Origin of the sequence: Bradyrhizobium sp. SZCCHNR3119 (assembly GCF_032487775.1) — a bacterium.
Taxonomy (GTDB): Bacteria; Pseudomonadota; Alphaproteobacteria; order Rhizobiales; family Xanthobacteraceae; genus Bradyrhizobium.
Map to the genome: position 1 here is coordinate 4,783,698 of NZ_JAUEUV010000001.1, position 24,432 is coordinate 4,808,129.

Here is a 24,432-nt window from a genome sequence, read left to right on the forward strand (position 1 = left end):
GCCGCCGGGCCATCAGTTCTGGGGAGATAGATCGATTCCAGCGAACGCGGCGCGAAATCCGGGATCGGCCCACAATTCACGCATCGCCTTGTGCATGCCACCCTCGGACAAATGGATGGCATCGACGAAATTGTCCGGATCGTCGTCGATCGGCGAGTGAGCGAGATCGAACAGCGGGATGCCCAGGCGAGCGAGCCACGCCCTGGTCTTCTCGCTTTCGAAGTCTCGCCAGGTGCCGGCTTGCGAATGGTAGGACTCGTCGTGGTCCAGCAGGTCGACCCCGGCACGGATCAGGGGCAGTTGCACGGCAATGAGCCTGATCCCGCGCTCGCGTGCGATTTCGGCAAGCTGCGCGATCGGCGTCTGCAGGCGCGCGGACATTGCGGCGCCGGCCGGGACCGAGCTCGCGAAGAAATCGGCCGAGCGATAGTGCTGATGGGCGGAGTCGATATGTCCTGCCGAATAGACATAGGAACCGTCGCTGCGAAATCCCTCCTCGGCGCGGACGCTTTCGGGGCCGATGAAATTCGTCGGAGCGCTGCGATAAGCCTCGAACGGGACACGATTGGCTGCGGCGTTGCGGAGGAATGTGCCGAGACTCGCCATTGCATAACGGAACGGACGGTCGTGGATCATCGTCCGCGTCGTCGCGAACCAGCGCTCCCATCGCTCGGTGAACAGGAAGTAGTCGAGCTCCAGGATCGCAACGCGTGGCCGGGACTCGCGGGTTGCCCGGTCGAAGACGTCCAGGAGCTGATCGGTGGTCCAGGCGGTGAACGACAGGTTGTAGAAGCGCGCGGGCCGGAACATCTCGGCGCGGAAGCCCCCGGCGCGCGAGCTGCCGAAACACATGATCTCGGGCTGCTGCTCTGCGACCCGGGCGAGCTTGAAGGCGGCATTGTAGCGCAGGTCGACCGGCAGGATAACGGCATCCGGATTGCGGGTCTGGATCGCTGCGAGTTGGGCCGGTGTCGCGAGCGCATGGAATGGATGCGCCACCCAGATCAGCGCCACCGAGAGCGGCAGAACGAGGATGAGGAACAGGACGGTGATCACCACGATATAGCGCCGAACGATGGTCGCGTCGGATCGGACAAGGGGCGTCGTGGCCGCATCGTCGGTGCGCTCGCGGGCGTCGTTCGATCTCATCAGAACCAATATCCTCGGTCCGCTGGGACGCGCAGCTTACGGCGATTCCGGCGGGCGACAAGAGCTCCGCGCGGCGCGCTCACCGGAGCCGGGCGAGGTGAACCCGATGGATTACGCCTTCTTCCGGCAGCAATGATGCTGGAACTGCTTTGGAGATTCGTGCGTTGCGCTCTGACGAAGGCGTCAAGGAGGTCGGTAATAGCCGCAGCAAGGTCGAGCGGCGGCGTTCGCGGTGAACTCAGTGCGGCCGCTTTGGCGGCTGCAGCGATCCTTTGGTCCAGCCGATCGCCTTCGGTGAGTACAGCGGATCGGGACCGTCGCAGGTCGGACAGATCAGCTCCGGCTCTCCGTCGTTCTGCTCGCGCGTGGCGAGCGGCCTGCCGCAGGTCGGACACGGCTTGCGTTGTGGCGGCTCCGGTGGCTTGGCCAAGGTGCGATCTCCCCATCGGGTATCGAGCGTAGGCGAGAGCGGCTCCGTTGTGGAATCACTTATGTGAGTATCCGCGGTGCCGGTCCTTGCAGCCGCCACAGCTGCCGGCTCGGTAGTATTGGACTGCCGTTCGGGTCCTCTGAGTCCGAACCGCGATCATGTCACGTCTTTATCGCAGTCCGGGCATGTGTCTCCGATGGAAGCCAGTACGTCTTCGACAGCAGCGATCGCCACTTCTTTAGAGATTCCCGGTGGCATCTCGTCGCAGGCCATGATGCGTGCGCGCGCACGGGTGTGCGGATCGGCGCGATCCTGCATCCAGCCATGCGTCTCGCATTCACGGATGGCGCCGGCCTCCAGCAACACCGTGATCGCCCAACGCTCCAAACTCTTCATCGCAGAGCGCTTACGATAGGCATCTGCACCTCGCTCCGAAGAGAATCTGCCGTGCCCCTCTGCTGTTCCTCCTCCGCACAGGGCAGGGATTCCCAATTGCAGGCTCCGCTCAGCGCGGGACGGAGCGACCGGTCTTACGAGGCGAAGGCGAGGCCCGCCATCATCAGTCCGATTGCAGCGATCCAGCCGCCCAGCGCCCGGAGCGCGATACCGCGCCAGGCTTTCGAACTGTCGGCGAGCGGTCCACGGAAGGCGAGCGTCAGCGCCATGATCAGGGTGATCGCGGCATAGCCGGCGCAGGCCAGGCCGGACGCAAACAGCAGCCGATCCGTCTTGGGGGCGAGGTCGCTGGCATTGGCCGCACCGCGCAGCACGGCCATCGCGAAGGCCATCACGCACAGCAGGATGGTCGGCACGCGTGCAGCAGCGGCCAGCAGCAGGCCGAGCACGACCGCAATAACGGCGTCAACCGCGGGATTGGCAGCGATCGCTCCGATTCTTTCGCCGAGCGCGAGGCCTGCCAGCAGCCCGATCGGAAACACCAGCACGAGCCAGCGCCCGCGCAGTGCACCTAGCGATCCCGCGAGCAGGCCTATGGCGAGCCAAAGCAAGACGTCCTGCAGGTCGGTAAGAGGGTGCAGCGCGCCGGCATAGAAATCGCCCAGCCGAATCGCGACGATATGGGCGTCCGCCGCCTGCGCCTGCGCGAGCAACAAGGCGGGTGCGATCAGGCCGGGCTTGAGAGCGCGCCTCATGCGAAGGCTCCGAGGCTATGAACGAGAAAATAGCCGCCGAGCAACGCGATGACGGCGCCAAGGCCCTGCACTACGCGCTCGCCGGCCGGCCAGCGCGTCAACGTGCCGATCACGATGCCGCAGAGATGCAACAGGCCGGTGGCGACAACGAAGCCGATGCCATAGGCAAGCGGGTTGGCGGAGCCGGGCAGCTCGGCGCCATGGGCGTGCCCGTGAAACACCGCGAACACTGCGACGACGGCCGCCGCAGCAGCAAATGGCAGCTTCAGCCGCAGCGCGACGACACCGCCAAGCACCAGCGCCGAGAGCGCGATCACGACCTCGGGCATCGGCAGCGCTACATGCATGATGCCGAGCACGCCGCCGAGGGCCATCACCAGCGGGAAGGTGATCGGCAGCACCCAGATGGCGGGCGCGCCGAGCTGCGCGCCCCAGATGCCGACTGCGACCATGGCGATCAGGTGATCGGCGCCGGTCAGCGGGTGCAGCAGTCCGGCGGCAAGGCCGCCGCCGACATCGGCCTGCTCATGCGCCAGCGCGGGTTGGGTGAGGAGAGCGGCAGCCGCGGCGAGCGGCAGCGTGCGGAGATGTCGCAGTGACATGATTCGATCGCGGGTCATGTGGAAAGGACGATGAGGAGGCGGCCGATGAACCAGAACATCGCGACCGATCCGATGGCATAGGCGGGCAGCGCCTCGCCCCAGTTCGGCAGCACCGCATTCAGCCGGCGGTGCGCCCAGATCAGCGCAAGCACCAGGAGCACGAAGGCGAGCTGGCCGATCTCGACGCCGATGTTGAAGAAGAGAAGCGCCGGTGGCAACAGGCGGCGCTCGAGCCCGAGGCCGGCGAGCGCGCTCGCAAAGCCGATGCCGTGCACGAGGCCGAAGGTGAAGGCGACCGCCCATGGGTAGCGCGCGGTCAGGCCGATCTCGCCCCGCTGCTGCTTGATGATCTCGACGCCGACAAAGACGATGCTCAATGCAATGCAGGCGTTGAGCGGGCGTTCCGGCACGCCGATCACGCCAAAGGCAGCGGCGGCGAGCGAGGCAGAGTGGCCGACGGTGAAGGCCGTGATCGTCTTCACCAGGCGCCAGCCGCCCTTCACGATCCAGATCAGGCCGAGCACGAACAGCAGATGGTCGGCGCCGAGCAGGATGTGATCGATGCCGTAATTGATATAGGTCTTGGCCAGCTCGAGCCAGGTGTCGAGCGTCGGCGCGTCGGTGCCGAGCACCGTGACCACCGGGTTCGCCGTCGAGATCGTGTAGCTGCGCGGCTCGCCTTTGAGCGGAATGATCTTGATCAGCGCCGCCGACATGTCGGCGCCGAGATTGCCGATCGTGATCTGGCCGACCAGCCCCTTCTCACCGCAGTTCAATTCGGGCAGGCGCAAGAAACAGTGGGAGGGGACCTTGAGGTCGACATGGTCGGCGCCGGCGGTCGGCTCCATCGTCCAGAGCCCGATGAAGGCGCCGGGCCGGACTTCGCGGAATTCGAGCACGCCCAGCGACGCTTCATGGGCGAAGAGCGCGCGAGGAACGGTCAGGGCCGTGAGAAGCAGCAGCGCGATCCGCAGATACCGAAGGCTGATCACGGCTCGTACCGCACTTTGTAGTTGGCCCTGAGCCGGGTCACCGCCTCCCACGCCTGCTTGCGCGTCTCTTCGGTGTGCCACATCTTCGCAGCATCGTCGCGGACATCGTCGAGTTTCGCCGGCGTGCCGGGCTCGCGCGAATCCAGCCGCACGACATGCCAGCCGTCCTTCGACTGCAAGAGGCTCCACTCGCCGAGCGACAGTTTCTGGAGCCCGTCGCTGAAGCTCTGGCCGAACGCGCCGGCAAGGCTGGCGACCGGGCGGCCGAGGATCGCGCGGGTCTGATCGCGCAGCTCTTCGGATTCGCGCTGTGCGCGGATGTCCTCGAGCTGTCGTTGCGCAATAGCCTGATCGGTCGCGGGCGTCAGGTAGAAGCCGACGCGCTCGGGCGCGTCGAAGCGGGCGTGGTTCTCGGCGAACCAGGCCTGCAACTGCCCTTCGGTCGGCTGCGGCACGCGGACCTGGTCGAAGATCAGAAGTTGCAGCTTGAACGCGACGCGATCACGGATCATCTCGTCACCGCGATCGACGCCGAGAGCCTTGCCCTCGCGATAAAGGATTTCACTGGCGACCCAGGCGTCGACCATCTTCTGAATGTCGGCGTCGCTGGGCTTGCGCTCCTTGTCCTCGTCGAAATTGTCGATGAAGGACTGGCGCATCGCCTTGGTGACGACGATGACCTTATCGTCCTTCGCAGGCGGGTGAAGAACCCTATCCCCCGCGAAGATCAGGCCGCCCAGCACTGCGAAATGCAGCAGCGGCTCGCGAGCGAGTTTCTGCATTGCTGCGTAGAACGTCGAGCGTGTGCTGCGCGCGATTCGCTCATCTTGCTTGCTGCTGCTGTGATCGGAGGGAACGGCAGAGGTGATATCAAAAGTGTGTGTCGCGTTCGACATCGCTGGCGAGGCCATACTTCTTACAATTCCGCGAGGGAGCAAGTGCGGCGCGTATATGCAACGGGCAAGTCGCTGTTGTCACCCGACAATCGGCGCTGTCATAAAAATTTCGCAAGCCCGTTCGGCGGTGCATTTCTCCACGAAGGCGGTCTTCCTAATAAAACCTTCAACAAACTGTCTCGGAGATTTGATTTGGTCCGGCCCGCGAAGAATTGGCGCGCCGCGTCTGCGTGGGCGCTTTCGTTTTGCACTCGTGAAAATACTGTAGGGGCGACTACATGGTTCCATCTTCCAGGAAGATCCTGCTGACAGCGGCCTCGGTCTCGCTGGCCTTGACGCAGGGTGCCAGCGCCGATGAGCGCTGGGGCGAAAAGCATGAAGGGCACAGGGGCAATCCCTATGTTGCCGGCGATATGCACAACCACAATACCTGCACCGACGGTTCGGTGGCGGCCGGCTACTCGATCGATCGTTCAGTCGGCACCGGCACGGCCGCCGCGGGCGGCAACAACTTCAACCTCGACTGGTTCACGCTCGGCAACCACGGCGGTTCGGGCAACCGCGACTGTCGCTTCAGCGATACCAGCGCGAACATCCCGGGCGAAACCACGACCACCTGGAGCCAGACGCTCGGCCAGACCATCGACGGTATCACCATCACCAGTCTGAAGGGCACGCCGAACGGCAGCGGCACCGGTCAAACGATGTGGCGCTGGCAGTCGATCAAGGAGGTCGAGTATCCGATCATCGTCAACCGCACCTCGATGTACGACAAGGTGCTGGTCGAAGGCCTGGAGTGGATCGTTCCCGGTCATGAGCACACCGACGTCGCGGTGATCGCGGGCCAGAATCCGCGCGGCTACGGCAATGCCGACAAGATGGCCGAGTTCGAATACCGCTATGATCGTGCGGACACCGACGCAATCGGCCCTGTCGACGCCAGCAATAAATCGATCTGGAGCGGCAAGGACAACGTCAACAATTCCGGTACTGCCGGACACGGCAAGGCCATCGCCGGCATTCAGTGGTTGCAGGCGAACTACCCGCTGACCTCCTATGCGGTTCCGACGCATACCGAGCGCCAGGGGCCGTTCAATCCGAACAGCTCGGCCGGCTACAACATCGAGCACTTCCGCGACTTCAACAATGCGGGCCCGACGGTGGCGTTCGGCATCGAATCGCCTGGCCATATGGCGCAAGGCGGTCTGAAGGGCGGCTCGGGATCCTACGGCACCGGCGCAGTCGGCGGCGGCACCTACGGCATGGCCGGCGTCTACACGGCCAAGGTCGGCGGTCTCTGGGATGGCATGCTCGGCGAAGGCCGCAACACGTTCGTCTATGTGAGCTCCGACTGGCACAATCGCGGCGCCTTCGGTGCGCGCGACGCTGCGACGACGTCGGACTTCATTCCGGGCGAGTACACCAAGCTCTACGTGCCGAACACGGAGAACTTCCGTGCACAGTCGATCATCGACGGCATGCGCTCGGGCAATTCCTACTCGGTCAATGGCGACATCATCGGACCTGACCTGAAGTTCCGCGCCAAGGGCGAGTGGGATTTCAACTGGAAGACGATGGGTGAAACGCTCCAAGTGTATCCCGGCGAAAAGATCGTCGTCGAGATGCAGCTGACGATCCCGGCCAAGAACAACAGCCCCTACAGCTTCAACAACCCGCTGTTGGCGCAGGTCGGCATCAACCAGCCGCTGAATCAGCCGTCGCTCGATCACGTCGACCTGATCACCAGCGACATCACCGGTGTGATCCAGCCGGGTGCTCCGGGCTACGCGGTGGCGAACGCCGGCGGCACCGCCGGTGCGGCGATCGTCTACAATGCTTCGGCCAAGATCGCCAAGCAGATCAATGCCACCACGATGAAGAGTCAGAAGCTGAAGGACGGGTCCACCCGGCTGAGCTTCACGACGACCTTCACCGCGACCAAGACGCCGTTCTACATCCGTGCACGCGGCACCAACATCCCGGTTGCGACGCCGAACGTCACGGACAGCGCCGGCAACCCGCTGCTCGACGTCAACAATACCAACGTCAGCTGCACGGATGCGGCCTGTCCGGCGCATCTCGACGTCGTCAACGGCGTCAAGAAGGTGACCTACGACGTCCAGGCCTACTCCAATCTCTGGTTCTACGCGAACCCGATCTTCGTCCGGCCCTTCGGCTCGCCGAAGCTTCTGGTCGAGAAGAATGCCGAGCTCGCGCGTAAGTTGGCCGGAGATCACCACCACCATAACGACTGGGATCATTGGGGGCATTCGGGTCAATGGGGTGACTGGGCCTCGAACGACCGGGACGACAACGACCGAGACTGAGTTCTAGAGCGTCGGATCCGGCGGGGCATCGTTGCCGGTGCCTCGCCGGATAGATGGTTTCACTTCCTGCGCCGGATTTGCGTCCGGCGCTTCTCTTTGGAGAGCGTGTCTTGCGAGAGCGTCCCGATATTGTTTGGAGAATACTTGCCGGTATCGTCTTTATGGCCGTCGGCGCAACAGCCTCGGCAGAGGAAGAGCCGACGCGAGAGGCCTGCGACGCGGCCGTATCGGAAGCTCGCGTGCTGGCCGAGACGTTCCCTGCCGAGGATGTGTCGCGCTATTTCGCCGAGCGGCACCTGCATCAGGCGCTGGTCGAGGCCGGCAATGGCGAGTTCGACGATTGCCTGGAGGCGGCCGAACGGGCCACCGTGGAGCTGCGCGAACGCCGCCACAGCCTGAAGCCCGGCGAGCGCCTCAACGTGCTGCAGGCGAACGAAATACCGCCGCGCTGAGAGCAAGGCATCGATGTGCGGCCGGGCTGCGCTGTCATTCGGGTGTCATGCTCCTGCGCACATTGTCCGCCCGAGTTCAATCCGCCGGACGCCTTGAATCATGGATCAGATCGAGCCGCTTTTTCCGATTCCCTTGATGCGCTCGCCCGGTCTGTTGAGTGCGGAGCTGAAGGACGCTGCCGTGGCGGCCATCCGCGGCGCCAAGATCGAGACCAATCTGCGGTCCGGGCAGCTGTTCCACACGCAAGTCGCCGATCCCAGTAACAACAACCTGTTTCAGACCATCGCGGAGCTGGCGGTTCCGAAGCTGGTCGACTTTGGCGAGCTGTTGTTCGGCGAGAAGCTGAAATGGACCGTCAAGGAGATGTGGACCAACATGCTGGAGACGGGCGGCAACCAGACTTTGCACGCCCATGCCAACAGCTTCATCTCCGGCATCTTCTATCTGACGCCGTCGCATCCAGCCAGCAATACAGTGTTCGTGCGGCCGCCCGGCGGCTATGACTTCTCCTTCCGGCATCATACGCGGAGTGCGGCAGTCGGTCCGTACAACGCCGGCAAATACATGGTGCCGGAGGTCGAGGCGGGCGACCTCGTGCTGTTTCCGAGCTATCTCTATCACGAGGTGCCGCGAAACCAGGGCGACCAGCGGATCACGATCGCCTTCAACGCCATTCCCGATCATCTCGATTGCTGGGGCTATCGGGTCACCTTTGCGCCATAAACCAATGAGCGCTTAGCGGCCGAACTCACGTGCCAGCAGCTCGCGCGCATCGCTGCGCGCCGGCGCAGCCGCGGCGATCGCCTGCAGCAGGTGCTGTGCTGCAACTCGGTCGGAGCCCAGCAATGACCTGGCCATGCCGATCAGCGGTCCATAGGCCGGATCGAATTCAGGGCTGAGGCGGAGCGCCGCCAGGAGACCCGGCGACGCGGCCTCGATCAATGCCTTGCCACGCGGGTCTCCGGGCAGGGCGGCCCCGGCCTCCAGGAAACGATCGCGGGCGCGCCAATAGGCGCGCAGCCTCTCGCCAAGGTCATCGCGCTGCGACTCCGCGAGCAACTCGGCGGGATCGGGCTGGATGGTTCTGATCACCGAGAGCAGCAGCGACCAGGGCGGCGCCGTCAATGCGACGACATTTCGGCGCGCATCAAAGGTCACGAAGGGATAGTCGTCGGTATTGTGCGGACCTTCGCCCGCAAAGGCGGTAAGCGCGTGCGGTCCGCCGACATACTGTCCGAGCAGATCGATCGGCGTCTCGAAGCCGAGCGGCTCCAGCACGGTGCGATGGCTGGGATCGCGCAGTCGCGCAGCTACCGCGGCGAGATCGAGATCACCCGCACCGGTCGGACCGATCAAGGCCAGCATCGGTGTGCGAACGCTGTAATGATTGAGCCAGGCCGATCCGTTCGGATAGATCGCCAGGAAGCTTCTGATGATCGCGCGCAAGGACGGCAGGTCGAGCTGATAGAGCGGCAGCCACTGGCAGAAGATGCCGCCCTGCGCGAGCCGGCGTTTGACAGCTGCAAAATGCTCGGTCGTGTAGAGCGCGCCGCTGCCATCGAGCGCCGGGTGAAACAGGTCGGCGACGATGACGTCATAACTGCGGTTGTCCGCAACAACATAGCGGCGTGCATCCGCGACCGTGATCGGCGGCATGCGATCGTCCGCCGCCGGATTGGCAAAGTAGGGCAACAGCTCCACCACTTCGCGCGACAGCTCGACGCCGTGGACGTTGACGCCCGGCATATGCGCAGCCCCTATCACCGTGGCGCCGGTCCCGATGCCGAGAAACAGCGCGCTGCGCGGCGCCCGATGCAGAAGCAGCGGCAACGTCGCCTGGCGATAATCGGAACGGCTCGAACTGGTGCCGCCCATCCGGAAATGGCCGTTGATTTCGAGATAGCGCGTGCCGGAGGCATCATCGACCACGCTTGCGGTGGCCATCGGTCCTTCGCGCATCGCGAGCAGCGAACCGCCCGCGGGAACGCGTGTGAGCAGCGGTGTCGGACGGAGCCCCAGCACCAGCGCGGCGAGGACGGGCGCTGCCGACCACGCCAGTGCCATCCGACGCGGCGGCAGGAGCAGGAGATAGCCGAGCGCGACGGGGAGCAGCGCCGTCCATGCGCCGAGCCCGGGAATCAGGATTTGTGCGGCAACCAGTGGCGCCAACGCCGCCCCGATGCTGTTGATGCCGACCGCCCATCCGAGCGACCCGCGCTGATCGCGCGCATGCTGGGCCAACTGCCCGAACAGCGCGCCCATCGCGGCTGCAGGCAGCAGGAACAGCGCCATCGCCACGGCAAGCTCACCGATGATCCCCAACTCACGCGCTAATTCCGCGATGTACGGGATTGCCGGAATGAGGAACGCCGTGACCAGACAGGCGAACGACGTTAATCCCAGCAGCCGGCCGTCACCGCCGTCGCGCGCGCCGCCGGCCATGCGCTGCCAGATCAGTCCGCCTCCCGCGGCGCCCAGCAGATAGGCCGCAAGCAGGCCGGCAAATGTATAGACCGTATCCTCGAGTACCTGGGCCGCGAGGCGCACCACCAGCACCTCGAATGCGATGCCGAGAAAGCCGGTCGCAAACAGCGTCAGCATGAGCCGCAGATCGCCGATGTTCCGGGGCTGTGTTTGTGCGTCTTTGGGCTCGACCGGCTGTGCGACTCGAGTCAGCGCAAGCACGCCGAATGCACAGAGCAGATTGATGCCGGCGAGAGATAGAAGCGTGCCGGAGAAGCCGACCGTAGGGATCAGCAGGAAGGTGGCGGCCAACGTGCCCGCAACGGCGCCAGCGGTGTTGGCACCGTAGACGCCGGCGCTGACGCGCGGATTGCCCTGCAACTCGCGCGTGATCCGTTCCAGGGCGGCGAGCGTGCCGCCCATCGCGACCGTTGCAGGCAACAGCGCGAGGGTTGGAAGGGCGAAGCTTGCAGCCCACAACAGGGCTGGCGCCGGCTCCGTGCCGAGCAGGGGGGCCAGCGCGCGGCCCGCAGCGGGCAACAGCCAGATTGCGACGACGCCCCACAGCCCGATGACGATTTCGAGTGCGGCATAGGCCAGGGCCGGCGAGCGCGTGCGCCGGATCAGGCCATCCAGCACGAAGGCGCCGAGCGCGAGGCCAGCAAAAAAGCCAGCGATCGCGCCGAGCACGGCCATCATCTCCGTGCCGAGGGCGAGGCTGAGCTGCCGCGTCCACACGATCTCGTAACCGAGCCCGGCAAAGCCCGAAGCAGCGACGATCGGGAGTAGGGCCCAGCTTGCCAGGGCTCCGCGCCTCTCAGATGCCGCAAGACTAAGCCCGGTTGCTTTGAAAGCTTGCGAAGCTGCCGAATTGCGATCGGTATCAGATGAGACGGTCGTCATGAGCGTGCTTGGGAACCTCACAGCGGCACGCTGCAACCCGCTGCGTATCCCGTGCGTCCGTGTCTTATGGGCGCGCCATTTGACAGAAATATTAAACGGCCGCTTGCGGTTGGCTCCTCCGCTCGCCATGCTTGGATATCGACAATAATCAGTGCAGGTTGCGGAGATCATGCAGATACGCCCGAGCGAGGATTTGCTGCTCGTCATCGACATCCAGAATGATTTCTGTCCGGGAGGGGCTTTGGCCGTCGGCGATGGCGATGCCGTGGTGCCCATCGTCAATCGCATCGCTCAGCAATTCGATCACGTGGCGCTGACCCAGGATTGGCACCCGGCAGGCCACGGCTCGTTTGCCTCGAGCCATCCCGGTGCCGCGCCATTCGAGACGACCGCCATGCCTTATGGTCCGCAGACGTTGTGGCCGGATCACTGTGTGCAGGGCACGCCGGGCGCCGCGTTCCACGCCAGGCTCGACACCGATAGAGCGCAGCTGATCATCCGCAAGGGCTTTCGTCGCGCGATCGATTCCTATTCGGCATTTTTCGAGAACGACAAGATCACCCCGACGGGCCTCGCCGGCTACTTGCGCGAGCGCGGACTCGCGCGCGTGTTTCTGGCCGGGCTCGCCACCGATTTCTGTGTGCACTATTCGGCGATGGATGCACGGCGGCTCGGCTTCGAGGCCGTCGTGATCGACGCCGGCTGCCGGGCAATCGATCTCGGTGGCTCGTTGGCGCGCGCCTATGCCGAGATGGGCGAGGCCGGGGTGCTGCGGATTGCCGATCTTGCCTGATCGAGAAGCGACGGCTTACGCCGCCGCATCGACATTCGGATCGGCGATCGCGCCGGCAACGCGCACACGCACGCGCAGCGCATTGCCAGGGAGATAGGCGATCGGCATGTCCTCGACATCGACCGTCTTCAGGCTCTCGCGCGCGGCGCCGGCCTGCACCGCGCGATCCTCGGCGATGCCGCGTGCCGCCGCAATCGCCTCCTCGCGGGAGAGATCGCGGAATACCTGGTCGGCCTCGCCGCTGACTTGCGCAATCGCCGCGCCCACCGCATTGGCGCAGTCGCCGTGCGGCACCCGCACAATCTCGGAAATGCCGGGCAGCCGATCGGGGACCAGGAAAGCGCCGCCGCCGACCGCGAGCAGCGGCACATCGCCGGCCTCGGTTTTCATGCGGTCGATGTCGTCGGCGAGCTTGCGATGGGCATCGGCGAGCGCGGCCTCGATCAGACCCCTGCCCAGCTGCGCGACGCGCGTGCGGTCGCCGATGTCGACGAGGCCTGCTGCAACCGCGATATCGGTGGCAGTGAGCCTGCCGCCGCCAAACACCAGCGCGTCCTCCGTCAGCCGGTAGCCGACACTGAGCGGGCCGACGCGGACCGGATCCTCATCCACATGGCTGCCGCCACCAAGGCCGATCGAGAGCAGGTCGGGCATGCGGAACAGCGTTCGGACGCCGCCGACCTCGACCACCGCATTGGCTTCGCGGGGAAAGCCGTGGCGCAACTGGCCGATGTCGCTGGTCGTACCGCCGACATCGACCACCATTGCATCGTCGAGGCCCGAGAGATAGGCCGCGCCGCGCATCGAATTCGTGGCGCCTGAGGCGAAGCTCATCACCGGAAAAGCCGTTGCGATCTCCGCCTGCATCACGGTGCCGTCGTTCTGGGTCAGGAACAGCGGCGCATCGATGCCGGAATCGGCTATCGCCTTGCGAAAGGCGGCCACGGTCGTCACCGCGAGATCGTGAAGCGCGGCATTCAAGAGCGCGGCGTTCTCGCGCTCGAGCAGACCGATGCGGCCGAGATCGTGCGACAAGGTGACCGCGACGTCCGGACAGATCTCGGCGAATATCTCGCGCGCGGTGGTCTCGCAGCTCGGATCGAGCGGCGAGAAGGACGAACTCACCGCGACCGAGCGCAGCCCCCGGTCCTTGACCTTCCGTGCAGCAGCCTTCAATCCGGCGACATCGAGCGGCATGAAGGGGCGGCCGTCATAGTCGTGGCCGCCTTCAAGCATGAACACTTCGCCACTCACCAGGGCGGCGAGATCGGCCGGCCAGTCGCAGAAGGGAGGCAGAGAGGCGGAGGCGGGCATGCCGATGCGGACCGCGCCGATCTTCTGCACGTGCCGACGCTGCACGACCGCATTGATGAAATGCGTGGTGCCGATCACCACCGCATCGACCGGCACCGCTGCCGCGGGCTTCGTGCGCAGCAGCTTCAGCGCGGCGAGAATGCCCGAGGTGACGTCGGCGGTGGTCGGGCATTTGACGGAATGAACCACCTTGTCGTCCGCAATCAGGACGGCGTCGGTGTTGGTGCCACCGACATCGATACCAATACGCTTCATCAATCAAACTCCGGGGGGCGCAAACAGCGACCTAAAATCGAGATCATAACCAAAGGCGCGCGGGCCGACGAATTCGAGCCCGCGAGGGCTGGTCAGCACCGCGGGCGCGGGCAGCGCCACCACGGTGACGCGCTGGCCGTAGCGGACCGTCTCAGTGCCGATGCCGTGGCCATTGACGCTGTCGAGCACGCAGATCAGGTCCGGCGACATCGCGATCGCCTCGCCATCGCGCCAGGCGACGATCCATTCGTTCTGGAACGACAGCTTCAGCTTGGTGCCGCGATCGGCATCACTGCCCTCCACGACCGCGCTGCCACGCAAAAAACCTTCGGTGGTACGGCGCGCCACGTCGACGATCTTGCCGGTGAACAGCCTCTGGCCGCCCTCGCAGGCAAGGACCGCCGCGATGGGATCTTCGTGACGATGATTGGCCTCTTGCACCGCTTGGCCGATGCGGATCGCCTTCGTGGTGGTGAAATGAATGCCCCAATCCTTGACCTCGCGCCCGGTGCGCGGCGCCTTGCTGGTGGAGGCGATCGAGCCCATTTCGACGCAGATCTTGCGGCTCGCCCGCTCCATCCACTTCCAGCTCGGGACCTTGGTGACGACGGCCTCGATGCCGCGGGGATCGTAGAGCGTGCAGGGGTAGGGGCGCAGGTCGCCGATTGCAACCGACGTCATCTGCGCCTCTGGGAAGGCGCGGCCCATGCAGTCGGCGTCGACCACAGGAATGCCGAGATGAGCCGCGGCCATCAGCGCCTGCACGCCGTTGCCGCCGCCGATCTCGACCGACATCACCGCACGGAACTTGATATTGTTGATCTCCTCCTGCATCCGCACCGCGCGCGCGATGCTGCGGCTGTCGGCGAGCCGCTCCTGGCCGACCAGCGGCGCGCCCATGTTGGAGACCACCGCGACCCAGTCATCATCATCGAGATCGAGCGGCGACATCAGCTGCACGCGATGGCCTTCGGCATAGAGCCGGCGCAGATTGAGCAAGCCAAGGTAAGGACTGCCGCCGCCGCCGGTGCCGAGAATCCACGCGCCGACCGCCAGCGCCTCGATCTCTTCGAGGCTGATCGTCTTCCGTTCGGCCGCGCTCACGAGATCAGCTCCTCGATAACTCGTGCGGCCGCCGCGATCGACAGGATCACCGGTCCCGGATAGTGCTGACGCACCCGCGCCTTGTTGGCGCTGCTGTAGCTCATGCAGTCGAGCACCACGAGATCGGGCTGTCTGCTCGCCATCTCTTGCGCGGCCGCGTCGACCGCCGCATCGTCCGAGCCGGGCTGCAGCGTAACGCCGACCACCTCGACGCCTTCGCGCTGCCATTTGCCGGCGATCAGCGCGGTCTGCTCCGGCAGTGGCGAGAACACGCCAAGCCGGCCCTTCGGCAGCACGGCTTCGACCATCCGATGCAGCACCGCGGAGGGCAGGATCACCAGGCCATCCGGCGCAAGGTTGGGGAATTTGCCGGTGCAGGCCAGCATCGTCACATCGATGCCCTCCTGTTTGAAGCGTGCGAGCTGCGCGTTGGCGCGACCTTCGACCGCCTTTTTGCTGATACGGACATTGTCGCCATTGGGCAGCAGCGTGAACAGCGAGTCGGCGCCATCAACCGGCGGGATCGCATCGATCTCCTCGCGGCTCATGCCATCGAGCGCACCGCGCAATTCGATCGCAATCCCTGGCGACAACACGGCGGCGATCTCCGCCTGCACCGAGGGCCGGGGGCTCTGTCCGATCACCACGACGCCCATGCGCCGGTGTTGAAGTGGCATGTTCATGTTCAGAACTAATCCTTGAGGATGACGAGATCGGCAGGCGTCCAACCCAGCGTGACCGGAGCGCCGGGTGCATAAAGCTGCGCTGCGCCCGCATTGGGCTGCTGCGCCAGGACGCGATGGCCGCTCTCGAGCGCAATGCGATAGAGCACGGCGCCGCCGAGGAAATTGGTGCTCTCGACCGTGCCGTTCGCCGCTGCGCCTTTGACTGATCCCGTCGCATCGTTTTGCGGAGCGATGCGGATCTTCTCCGGCCGCAGCGCCACCGACAGCACGCCGCCATCAGCGGCGGGGGCGTCGGGTAGTATCAGCACCAGGCCGTTGCCGGCCGCAATCCCGGCTTTATCGCCGATCGAGACGCACGGGCCGCGAAAGATATTGGTGTCCCCGATGAAGTCGGCGACGAAGCGCGTCTGCGGGCGATCATAGATCTCGACCGGCGTGCCGACCTGTTCGACCCGGCCCGCATTCATCACGGCGATGCGATCGGACATGGCCAGCGCCTCTTCCTGGTCGTGGGTCACGAAGACGAGCGTCAGTCCCAGGCTCTTCTGCAGCTGCTTGAGCTCGAACTGCATCTGCTGGCGCAGCTTCTTGTCGAGCGCGCCGAGCGGCTCGTCGCAAAGGAGCACGCGCGGCTCAATCACGATGGCGCGGGCCAATGCCACGCGCTGCTGCTGGCCGCCGGACAGCTGCGCCGGCCGGCGATCCTCCATGCCGGAGAGTTCAACCATGGCCAATGCGGCCTTCACCTTGGTCGCGATCGTCGCTTTGTCGACCTTGCGCATGCGCAGGCCGAAGGCGACGTTCTCGGCGACGGTCCGGTGCGGGAACAGCGCATAATTCTGGAACACCATCGCCATGTCGCGCTTGTGCGCAGGCATGTAGGTGATGTCCGTGCCGTCGACGCGAATTTCGCCCGAGCTCGGGGTGTCGAAACCGGCGATCATGCGCAAGGTGGTGGTTTTGCCGCAGCCGGACGGGCCGAGCAGCGAGAAGAATTCGCCCGCCCTGATATCCATCGCGACCGCATCGACGGCGCGGACGCCGCCGTCGTAGACCTTGCTGACCTCGGCGATCTCGATGGCCGCGCTCATGCCCGGAAGATCCGGTTGACGCGGCTGTCGATCGCATCCTTCTGGGCGTTGTACCATTTCCAGTCGACCTGGATCAGCTTGGAAACCTTCTCCGGCGTGGTCAGGAGCTTGGCGTCGTATTTGGCCTCCAGCTTCACCTTCTTGTTCGCGGGCGAATACCAGACGGTCTCGGCAAGCCGCTTCTGTACCTCGGGCCGCAGCATGTAGTTGACGTAGGCGTTGGCGAGCTCCTTCATCTTGCTGCCGGGCGTGATCGTCAGCACCTGCTCCAGCGATAGCACGCCTTCGTTCGGCGTGATGAAATCAATCGGCTGGTTCTGCCCGTCGTAGCGGTAGATGCCGGAATCGTGGATGACGCCGAGACCGACTTCGCCCGACAGGAAGAGCTTCTCCATCGCGCCGGTGAAGTCGACCAGCTTGATCGGCTTCAGCTTTTCCAGTGCCGTATAGGCGGCATCGAGATCGGTCTGCCCCTTGCCATAGAGCGTGCCGCACATCATCAGGAAGGCCTGCCCGAGGCTGTTGACCGGGATCACATACCCGCCGCGGACGCCGTTATACTTCGCGTCCCACAATTCCTTCCAGGAGGTGATGGGACCGTAGCCCTTATCGGTGCGCATTCCGAGCCCGATGGCGCTGGTGAAGATGCAGATTCCGGCGATCTTGTCGCTCACGGCATAGGGGTAGACATCGGCAATGTTCGGCACCAGCTTCGGATCGATCTTGGGTTCGACCAGGCCCATCTCGACCGCGGCCCACTGCTCGTTGGAGTTGGTATGCAGGACGTCATAGATCGGCGCAGAGCGCGAGCTCGCCTGCAGCTTCGGCAGGAACGGCAGCGCCGTGTCGGTCCTCAGCTTGCATTTGAATTCCTTCTCGAACGCCGGTCCGATCTCGGCGCTCATCACGTCGCCCCATTTGCCGCCCCATCCGGTGATGTTGAGCACCGGCTCCTCGGCGCGCGCGACGTAGGGCGCGGCGAGGAGGCCTGCGCCGAGCGAAGCGCCGGCGGCGAGCAGATGGCGACGGCTGAGATGCGGGCGCGATGAGGGCGTCATGTCCAAGATCTCCGTTACAGTTTGACGGTGGAGCGCAGGCCGACGGTACGGTCGAGCGCGATAACGACGAAGAAGGCGAGCAGGATGGAGACAACTGAGGCGGCGCCGATGGTGCCGTCAAGGTCGAACTTCAGATAGTTGAACAGCGTGATCGGCAGCGTCTCGTTGCCTGGCGACACCAGGAACAGCGAGACCGGAAACTGATCGAACGAGACGATGAAGGCGAAGATCGCGCCCGCGAGCACGCCCGGCTTGACCAGCGGCAACGTCACTTCAAAGAACGTGCGCGCTGGGCTCGCGCCGAGATTCTGCGCGGCTTCCTCCAGCCTGATATCGAAATTATGCAGCACGGCGAGCGTGGTGCGGACGACGTAAGGGATAGTGACCAGCGTGTGGCCGGCGACGAGGCCCCAGAGCGGCCGGCCGACATCGAGCAGCACATAGGCCTGGAAGAGGGCGAGGCCGGTGAGGATCGCCGGCAGCATCAAGGGAGACAGCATGGTGGCGATGATGACCCGCGCTCCCGGAATATTGCCGCGCGCGATCGCGAGCGCGGCAGAGGCGCCGAGTACAGTGGCCGCCACGGTCGTCAAGACCGCAACTTCCAGGCTGAAGATCAGCGCGTGCATGAAGTCGCGTGCCGAGAAGAACTTCTCGAACCAGCGCAGCGAGATGCCGACGGGCGGAAACTGGATGAATGGCGTGGGATTGAGCGCGAACACGAAGACGATCGCGATCGGCGCCAGCAGGAACACCAGGACCGCGATGTTGGCCGCAAGATAGATGGTGCGGCCGGTGCGCCGTGGGACAGGCCGACGGCTCGATGCCCGAACCGCGGGGCTCGCGGTCGCGAGTCCCTGTTGCGCCATGGTCCGCGAGGGCGTCACTGATGTCGTCATCCATCACCCTCTTACTGCAGCTCGCGCTGACCGGAGAACAGTCCAAGCATATGGTTGTAGGCGATGACGAGCATGAACGAGATCACGAGCAGCATCATGCCGAGGGCCGCGGCAAAGCCGATGTTGAAGTTCGCCGAAATCTGCTGATAGATCAGGATCGGCAAGGTCATGATCTGGAAGCCGCCGAGCAGGATCGGCGTCACATAGGCGCTGATCGCGAGCGCGAACACCAGGAGCGAGCCTGCGAGAACGCCGGGCAGGCTCAATGGCAAGGTCACCTCGAGAAAAGCGCGCAAAGGGCTGGCACCGAGATTTTCCGCCGCCTGTTCGAGCCGCTCGTCGATGCGGCCGATCACGCCGGTCAGGGTCAGCACCATGAACGGCACATAGATGTGGACCAGTCCGATGATGATGCCGGTCTCATTATACATCAGTTGCAGCGGCTTTCCGATGAGGCCGAATGAGAGCAGGATCTGATTGATCACGCCCTTGTCGGACAGCAACGTCATCCAGGCGAAGGTGCGCACCACGATTCCTGTCAGCATCGGTGCCAGCACCGCCATCAACAGCAGGGCATGCCCGGTCCGGCTCTTGATCCGCGCCATCCAATGCGCCAGCGGATAGCCGATCACGAGCGCGATCAAGGTGGTCCAGAGTCCGATCCGGATCGTGGTCCAGACCACGTCGAGATAATAGCTGTCCTCGACGATCCGCGCGTAATGCTTGGTCGTCCAGGCCACGTGAGGCATCACCACCGGATTGCCGGTGAGCAGGCTCATCACGGCCATGAGCCCGATCGGCAGAAAGAAGAACAGCGCGAACAGAAGCGCACTCGGCAGGATCAATAGCGCGAGGCCGTTGATGGGGGGCCCGGCGGTGCGGCGCATCAGGATGCCAATCCGGCGCGGCGCTCCAGGGGCTGTCCGAGCGGATCGCCGGTCAGGCGCCGCAACTTCTCGGCCATGGCGGCAAGCTCGCGGCGGACGATGGCGCGCTCGATTTCCGTCGTTGCCTGGACCGAGTAGGAGATTGCGATACCGATCAGCTCGCGGGTATCGCCGCTCGCCAGCGCGAAGCCCTGCGAGCCCACGCCCTCGATCGCCTCGTCGGCGGCATCGGAGACGCCGGTGCGGCGGATTTCGTTCAGGCGAGCCATCAGCTGTTCGAAATTCTGCGGCGAGTTCGCCGGCACTTTCGGATAATCGAGCGGCACCCGGGCGCGGATCTCGGGGTCCGACAACCGCGCCAGCATCGCGCGGCCGTTCGAGGTGATGATTGCGGGTGTTCGCTGCCCCGGCGGATTGACGACACGCAGCGGATTCGATCCCGGCACGATGCGCAGGACCACCTGCTGGTAGCCGTCGAGCACCGCGATGTAGCCGGTGTGGCCGGTGCGCGCGCAGACCTCGCGGAGCTCGCTCTCCGCCGTGGCGATCAGATCGTCATGGGCGCGGTGCAACCGTCCCAGCTCGAAGGTCAGCAAGCCCGGCCGGTAGCGGCGGCTGATCGGGTCCTGCTCCAGCAATCCGCAGTCCCGCAACGACCGGAGCAGCCGCGAGGTCGAGCTCTTGGGCTTACCGGTCAGCGCCTGGACGTCGGCGAAGGAGAGGTTCGGCCGCTTGGTGGAGAAGCAGCGCAGGATGTCGATAGCGGAGGTGAGGGCGCTCATGGTTGGATCCATTCAGTTCCAAATTCCGGAACGTGGTGCCGAATTCTAGGATTGAGGTAATGCGATCCGCAAGACGAAATATCCAGCAACGGGTGATGCACGATTGCGCAAGCCGCTGAACAACGTCCGCGTGTGGCGTGCGAGGGGCCGGTCAGGGCGGTCGGGTGGACCGGATCCGGCTGATCGTCGCAGCGATGTCCTGCCAGGCCGGCTTGTCGGGCGCGAATTGGCGGCGGAGATAGGAGACAAGATCGGCCAACTGTGCGTCGCTGAGATGCGCGCCGAATGCGGGCATGTAGCCGAGATCGGATGAAGCGGGCTTGGTGATGCCGTGCAGGATCACCTGGATCAGATTGTCGGGCGTTGCACCGTGCAGATTGCTGTTCAGTGACAGCGACGGACGGCTGCCGAATAGCGCCAGGCCACCGACCTCGTGACAGACCGCGCAGGCGCCGAGATAGAGCCGTGCCGCAGGGGAGGAAGCGGGGGTGACCTTGGTTTCGGCCTCGAGCTTCTCGGCGCGCTGCTGGAGTGTGGCGGTCCCGGGTTGCGCCTCCTGGAATGAGGCGAGATAGATCGCCATGGCGCGGATGTCAGCGTCGGGAACGCCGGTCAAATCCTTGACGATCGGGGCCATCGGTCCGGCCGCCACACCATGGAAGCGCGACTGACCGGTGCGCAAATACGCGTAAAGCTCGTCCTCGGTCCACGGGATCGGCGCTGCGGACAGCGAGGTGAGCGCCGGCGCCTCCCAACCCTCGGCAAAGCCGCCGGCAAGATAGGCGTTGCGCTGCTCGGCGCCGAGCGCGTTGCGCGGCGAATGGCAGGCGCTGCAATGGCCGAGGCTCTCGACCAGATAGAAGCCGCGATTCCACTGTTCGGATTTGGTCGGATCGGGCTTGAACGTGGCCGTGTCGTGGAACAGCGCGTTCCAGCCGGCGACCAAGGGGCGCAGATTGAAGGGAAAGCGCAGTTCGTTCTCGCGTGCCTGCTGATGTATCGGCGCCTGTGCCATGAGATAGGCGTAGAGCGCCTGCAGATCGGCCTCGCTGGTCCGGGCGTAATGGGTGTAGGGGAAGGCGGGATAGAGCTGCCGGCCGTCCCGGTGCACACCTTCGCGCATCGCGCGCTCGAAAGCCGGATAGGACCAGGCACCGATGCCAGTCTCGGTATCGGGCGTGATGTTGGTGGTGAAGATGGTGCCGAACGGCGTCTCCAAACCGCGGCCGCCCGCATTGACGATTCCGCCGTCTGCGGTGTGGCAGACCGCGCAATTGCCGAGCGCCGCCAGTTGCTCGCCGCGCGCGATCGTCGCGGCCGAATAAACCGACGGATCGGGCGGTGCGATCGGAGCGATGGCGCGCCAGGGCATGGCCGCGGCGACGATGCTCACCGCCGCCGCACAGGTCGCGGCTATGCTTGCAACGAGCCCAGTGCGTTTGGCGAACGGCTTGGTCCAGATGGGACGTGATTTGTCTGCAGTGGGGCCGGCCAACGATTGACTTGCCGGCGTCTCCGCCGGCGCACCGCGCAGCCCTTGCAGGATGCGCTCCGGCGTGAACGGCGGGTCGCGGAACCGCACGCCGGTCGCATCAAAGATCGCGTTGGCGATCGCAGCTGCGCTCGGCACCGAGGCGGATTCGCCGACGCCGAGTGGCGGCTGATCCGGCCGCGGCAGCATCAACACGTCGATCTCAGGCACGTCGGGGAAGGTGATGATCGGATAAGCGCCCCATTCCCGCGCCGCCACGCGGCCGCGCGCGAACGGCACTTCCTCCATCAGTGCCCGGCTGGTCGATTGGATGACGTTGCCTTCGATCTGATGGCGTACGCCATCCGGATTGATCATCAACCCGGAGTCCTGTCCGGCGACGACGCGGGTGACGCTGACATCGCCGGTCGCGGTATTGACGGCGACGTCCGCGATCCATGCCGACCAGGCTGCGCCGTAGCCCGGAAATTTGCTGTGCACGTAGAGCGCATAGGCAAAGCCGCGTCCGCGCACGACATCGTTTTCAGGCGTCTTCTCTTCCCGTGCCGGCCGCGGCACCCAGCCGGCGCGCTCGGCCACCGCGTTGACCAGCTCTCTGGCGCGCTCGTCCTTCAGATAGCGCAGCCGGTATTCGATGGGGTCGGCGCCGGCTTCCGCCGCGAGCTCGTCGATATAGGATTCATGCGCGAAGGTGTTCGGCAATGCCGAGACGCCGCGAAACCAGGAGGCGCGCACGATCGGCGGCATGTCATGCGCGGTGACGCGCATATGGTCATAATCATAGGGTGGGATCGCGGTGCGGTCGCCCATCTCCGACACGATGGCGTCGGGAGAGACACGGCCGGTCAGCAGCAGCGCCAGCGTCGGGGCGCCGTTCGAGGGATAGCGCGTGGCGAAGTCGTAGGCCGCGACCGAACCGTCGGCGGTGAGGCCGCCGCTGACGTCCATCAGCTGCGCCGTACCTTTGGGCTCCCAGAGATGCTCCTGCTCGCGCGTGAGCTGCACGCGCACCGGCCGACCCACCGCGCGAGAGAGCAGGAGCGCATCGGCGCTGACGTCATCGGCGCAGTTGCGTCCGTAGCAACCGGCCGCCTCGAGCCTGATCACCTCGATGTCGTGCTCCGGCCGCTCGATCAGCCGCGCGAGATCGCTGCGCAAAATGTGTGGGTTCTGGGTGCCGGAGTAGACCTGGACGTGATCCTTGCGATAGTCGGCGACCGCGCAGGATGGCCCGATCGAGCCATGCATCTGATAGGGCCAGAGATAGGTCCGCCGGATCGGCTTCGCCGCAGCGTCGATCGCGCTCTCGACGTCGCCCTTGTCGAGCAGCTTGCGCGGCCGCGAGGGATTGGCGCGCAGCGCGGTTTCGACGTCGCAGAGATCGCGCAAAGCGGGTGTTGGCTTCCAGCTGACCTTCAGCTTTTCAGCGGCGAGAGCCGCATTCTCCTCGCGCTCGGCGACGACGCCGACGAAGTCACCGATCACAACGACATCGATCAGTCCCGGGACGTCGCGGACCGAGTCTCGGTCCACGGCCTGCAGGCTGGTGCCGACGAATGGCCCCGCATCGACGCCGGCGTAGGGCGGCCGGATTACACGGCCATGCAGCATGCCGGGGACGCGCACATCGTGCACATAGGTCAGTTCGCCGGTCGCTTTTGCCGGCAGATCGACGCGCGGCATCGATTTGCCGACGATATTGTAAGCGCCGGCGAGTTTCACCGGCGTGTCATCGGTGAGTTCGAGCCGGATCGTCTCGTCGCCGATCAATTCGCCATAGCTGAGCGTGCGGTTGTTGGGGCCGCGGATCAGGCCATCCTCGACCGCGAGATGATCGACAGCGATGCCGAGCCGTTCGGCGGCGCGCGCCAGCAGGAAATGGCGCGCCTGCGCCGCCGCCTTGCGCAGCGGTACGGCCGTGATCTGGATGGTTTCGCTGGCGATCGTCGCGCCTTGATTGGGCACCCGAGTGGTATCGCCGAGCACCACGACCACGCGCGCAAAGGAGACATCGAGCTCCTCGGCGACGATCTGTCCGAGCGCGGTGCGGATCCCGGTGCCGAGATCCACGTGACCATTATAGGCCGTGACCTCACCGGCGGCCGTGATCCGGATGAAGGTTTCGGACCCATCGCCACCAGCGGCCGAGCGCACCACCGACAGGAAGCCGGCGAGCGCGCCTTTCACGTCTGATCCGCTCTTCGTCATCGATCCAGCGCCTCGAGCGCATAACCGGCGGCGCGCATCGCAGCGCGCATGATCTCGACATGGGCACCGCAGCGGCAGAGATTATAGCGGAGCGCCTCGCGGATCTCGTCTTCCGAGGGCTGCGGGTTGACGGCGAGCAGCGCCTTCGCTGTCATGATCATGCCGTTGAGGCAATAGCCGCATTGCGCAGCCTGCTCGGCGATGAACGCCTGCTGCACGACGTCGGGGTGCTCACGCGAGCCGAGTCCTTCCAGCGTCGTGACGGTGCGGCCGACGCAGCCTTCGACGGGAATCACGCAGGAACGTGCCGCCCGGCCGTCGATCAATACGGTGCAGGCGCCGCATTCGCCGAGACCACAGCCATATTTCGGGCCGTTCAGCGCAAGGTCGTTGCGCAGCACGTAGAGCAAGGGCGTATCGGGCGCGGCCGCGACATCATGCGCTTGGCCGTTGACGGTCAGGCGGAGCGTGACTGGCGTCATCCCTTCGGTCTCAAC

22 protein-coding genes are annotated in these 24,432 nt (G+C 65.1%); 4 read left to right on the forward strand and 18 right to left on the reverse strand.

Annotation, left to right across the window (positions count from 1 at the left end):
• Window positions 1-12: 12 nt before the first annotated feature.
• From QX034_RS22000 to QX034_RS22030, 7 genes are all read right to left on the reverse strand, one after another.
• Entirely contained in the window at window positions 13-1,149 is a 1,137-nt protein-coding gene (locus QX034_RS22000) for a hydrolase (RefSeq protein WP_315706896.1), read from the reverse strand.
• A 238-nt stretch (window positions 1,150-1,387) separates the two neighbouring features.
• Window positions 1,388-1,579 carry a hypothetical protein gene (locus tag QX034_RS22005; protein WP_315706897.1) on the reverse strand — a complete coding sequence of 64 codons (192 nt, stop codon included), beginning with the start codon at window positions 1,577-1,579 and terminating at the stop codon, window positions 1,388-1,390.
• A 156-nt stretch (window positions 1,580-1,735) separates the two neighbouring features.
• Window positions 1,736-1,975: a hypothetical protein gene (locus QX034_RS22010; protein WP_315706898.1), complete on the reverse strand. Its 240-nt coding sequence runs from the start codon at window positions 1,973-1,975 to the stop codon at window positions 1,736-1,738.
• 134 nt (window positions 1,976-2,109) lie between these two features.
• On the reverse strand, window positions 2,110-2,730 hold the full coding sequence (locus QX034_RS22015; RefSeq protein WP_315706899.1) for a HupE/UreJ family protein: 621 nt from the start codon (window positions 2,728-2,730) through the stop codon (window positions 2,110-2,112).
• A complete protein-coding gene (locus QX034_RS22020) occupies window positions 2,727-3,332 on the reverse strand; it encodes a HupE/UreJ family protein (protein ID WP_315706900.1) in 606 nt (201 codons plus the stop codon). The genes QX034_RS22015 and QX034_RS22020 overlap by 4 nt, the downstream gene beginning before the upstream one ends.
• A 14-nt stretch (window positions 3,333-3,346) precedes the next feature.
• Window positions 3,347-4,321: a HupE/UreJ family protein gene (locus QX034_RS22025; RefSeq protein ID WP_409977612.1), complete on the reverse strand. Its 975-nt coding sequence runs from the start codon at window positions 4,319-4,321 to the stop codon at window positions 3,347-3,349.
• The gene (locus tag QX034_RS22030; protein WP_409977611.1) at window positions 4,321-5,106 is read right to left on the reverse strand and encodes a peptidyl-prolyl cis-trans isomerase; all 786 of its coding nucleotides are present in this window, start codon (window positions 5,104-5,106) and stop codon (window positions 4,321-4,323) included. Before QX034_RS22030 ends, QX034_RS22025 begins: the two co-directional genes overlap by 1 nt.
• 392 nt (window positions 5,107-5,498) lie before the next feature.
• Between QX034_RS22030 and QX034_RS22035 the strand changes: the two genes are divergently transcribed.
• From QX034_RS22035 to QX034_RS22045, 3 genes are all read left to right on the forward strand, one after another.
• Complete coding sequence (locus QX034_RS22035; RefSeq protein WP_315706903.1) at window positions 5,499-7,547, forward strand: hypothetical protein; 2,049 nt, start codon at window positions 5,499-5,501, stop codon at window positions 7,545-7,547.
• Between the two features lie 161 nt (window positions 7,548-7,708).
• Window positions 7,709-7,999: a hypothetical protein gene (locus tag QX034_RS22040; protein WP_315706904.1), complete on the forward strand. Its 291-nt coding sequence runs from the start codon at window positions 7,709-7,711 to the stop codon at window positions 7,997-7,999.
• A gap of 100 nt (window positions 8,000-8,099) precedes the next feature.
• Window positions 8,100-8,723: a 2OG-Fe(II) oxygenase family protein gene (locus QX034_RS22045; RefSeq protein WP_315706905.1), complete on the forward strand. Its 624-nt coding sequence runs from the start codon at window positions 8,100-8,102 to the stop codon at window positions 8,721-8,723.
• A gap of 12 nt (window positions 8,724-8,735) precedes the next feature.
• Here the strand turns inward: QX034_RS22045 and QX034_RS22050 are convergent, their stop codons facing one another.
• Entirely contained in the window at window positions 8,736-11,366 is a 2,631-nt protein-coding gene (locus QX034_RS22050; protein ID WP_315706906.1) for a spermidine synthase, read from the reverse strand.
• Window positions 11,367-11,535: 169 nt separating this feature from the next.
• Here QX034_RS22050 and pncA point away from each other — a divergent pair, with 169 nt between their 5' ends.
• Window positions 11,536-12,159: a bifunctional nicotinamidase/pyrazinamidase gene (gene pncA / locus QX034_RS22055; RefSeq protein ID WP_315706907.1), complete on the forward strand. Its 624-nt coding sequence runs from the start codon at window positions 11,536-11,538 to the stop codon at window positions 12,157-12,159.
• 15 nt (window positions 12,160-12,174) lie between these two features.
• Here the strand turns inward: pncA and QX034_RS22060 are convergent, their stop codons facing one another.
• The 10 genes from QX034_RS22060 to QX034_RS22105 form a co-directional block, all read right to left on the reverse strand.
• Window positions 12,175-13,728, reverse strand: coding sequence for a hydantoinase/oxoprolinase family protein (locus QX034_RS22060; protein ID WP_315706908.1), 1,554 nt, complete (start codon window positions 13,726-13,728; stop codon window positions 12,175-12,177).
• Between the two features lie 3 nt (window positions 13,729-13,731).
• A complete protein-coding gene (locus QX034_RS22065; RefSeq protein ID WP_315706909.1) occupies window positions 13,732-14,832 on the reverse strand; it encodes a DUF917 domain-containing protein in 1,101 nt (366 codons plus the stop codon).
• Window positions 14,829-15,515 (reverse strand): AroM family protein, encoded by a 687-nt coding sequence (locus tag QX034_RS22070; protein WP_315706910.1) that lies wholly within the window; start codon window positions 15,513-15,515, stop codon window positions 14,829-14,831. Before QX034_RS22070 ends, QX034_RS22065 begins: the two co-directional genes overlap by 4 nt.
• An 8-nt stretch (window positions 15,516-15,523) precedes the next feature.
• The gene (locus QX034_RS22075; RefSeq protein ID WP_315706911.1) at window positions 15,524-16,609 is read right to left on the reverse strand and encodes an ABC transporter ATP-binding protein; all 1,086 of its coding nucleotides are present in this window, start codon (window positions 16,607-16,609) and stop codon (window positions 15,524-15,526) included.
• Window positions 16,606-17,667 (reverse strand): extracellular solute-binding protein, encoded by a 1,062-nt coding sequence (locus QX034_RS22080; protein ID WP_315706912.1) that lies wholly within the window; start codon window positions 17,665-17,667, stop codon window positions 16,606-16,608. Before QX034_RS22080 ends, QX034_RS22075 begins: the two co-directional genes overlap by 4 nt.
• 14 nt (window positions 17,668-17,681) lie before the next feature.
• Entirely contained in the window at window positions 17,682-18,566 is an 885-nt protein-coding gene (locus QX034_RS22085) for an ABC transporter permease (protein WP_315706913.1), read from the reverse strand.
• 11 nt (window positions 18,567-18,577) lie between these two features.
• Complete coding sequence (locus QX034_RS22090) at window positions 18,578-19,453, reverse strand: ABC transporter permease (protein WP_315706914.1); 876 nt, start codon at window positions 19,451-19,453, stop codon at window positions 18,578-18,580.
• Window positions 19,453-20,235 (reverse strand): IclR family transcriptional regulator, encoded by a 783-nt coding sequence (locus QX034_RS22095; RefSeq protein WP_315728380.1) that lies wholly within the window; start codon window positions 20,233-20,235, stop codon window positions 19,453-19,455. The genes QX034_RS22090 and QX034_RS22095 overlap by 1 nt, the downstream gene beginning before the upstream one ends.
• A gap of 151 nt (window positions 20,236-20,386) precedes the next feature.
• The gene (locus QX034_RS22100; protein ID WP_315728378.1) at window positions 20,387-23,935 is read right to left on the reverse strand and encodes a molybdopterin cofactor-binding domain-containing protein; all 3,549 of its coding nucleotides are present in this window, start codon (window positions 23,933-23,935) and stop codon (window positions 20,387-20,389) included.
• Window positions 23,932-24,417, reverse strand: a complete 486-nt coding sequence (locus tag QX034_RS22105) for a (2Fe-2S)-binding protein (RefSeq protein WP_316195787.1) — start codon at window positions 24,415-24,417, stop codon at window positions 23,932-23,934. The genes QX034_RS22100 and QX034_RS22105 overlap by 4 nt, the downstream gene beginning before the upstream one ends.
• Window positions 24,418-24,432: the final 15 nt, after the last annotated feature.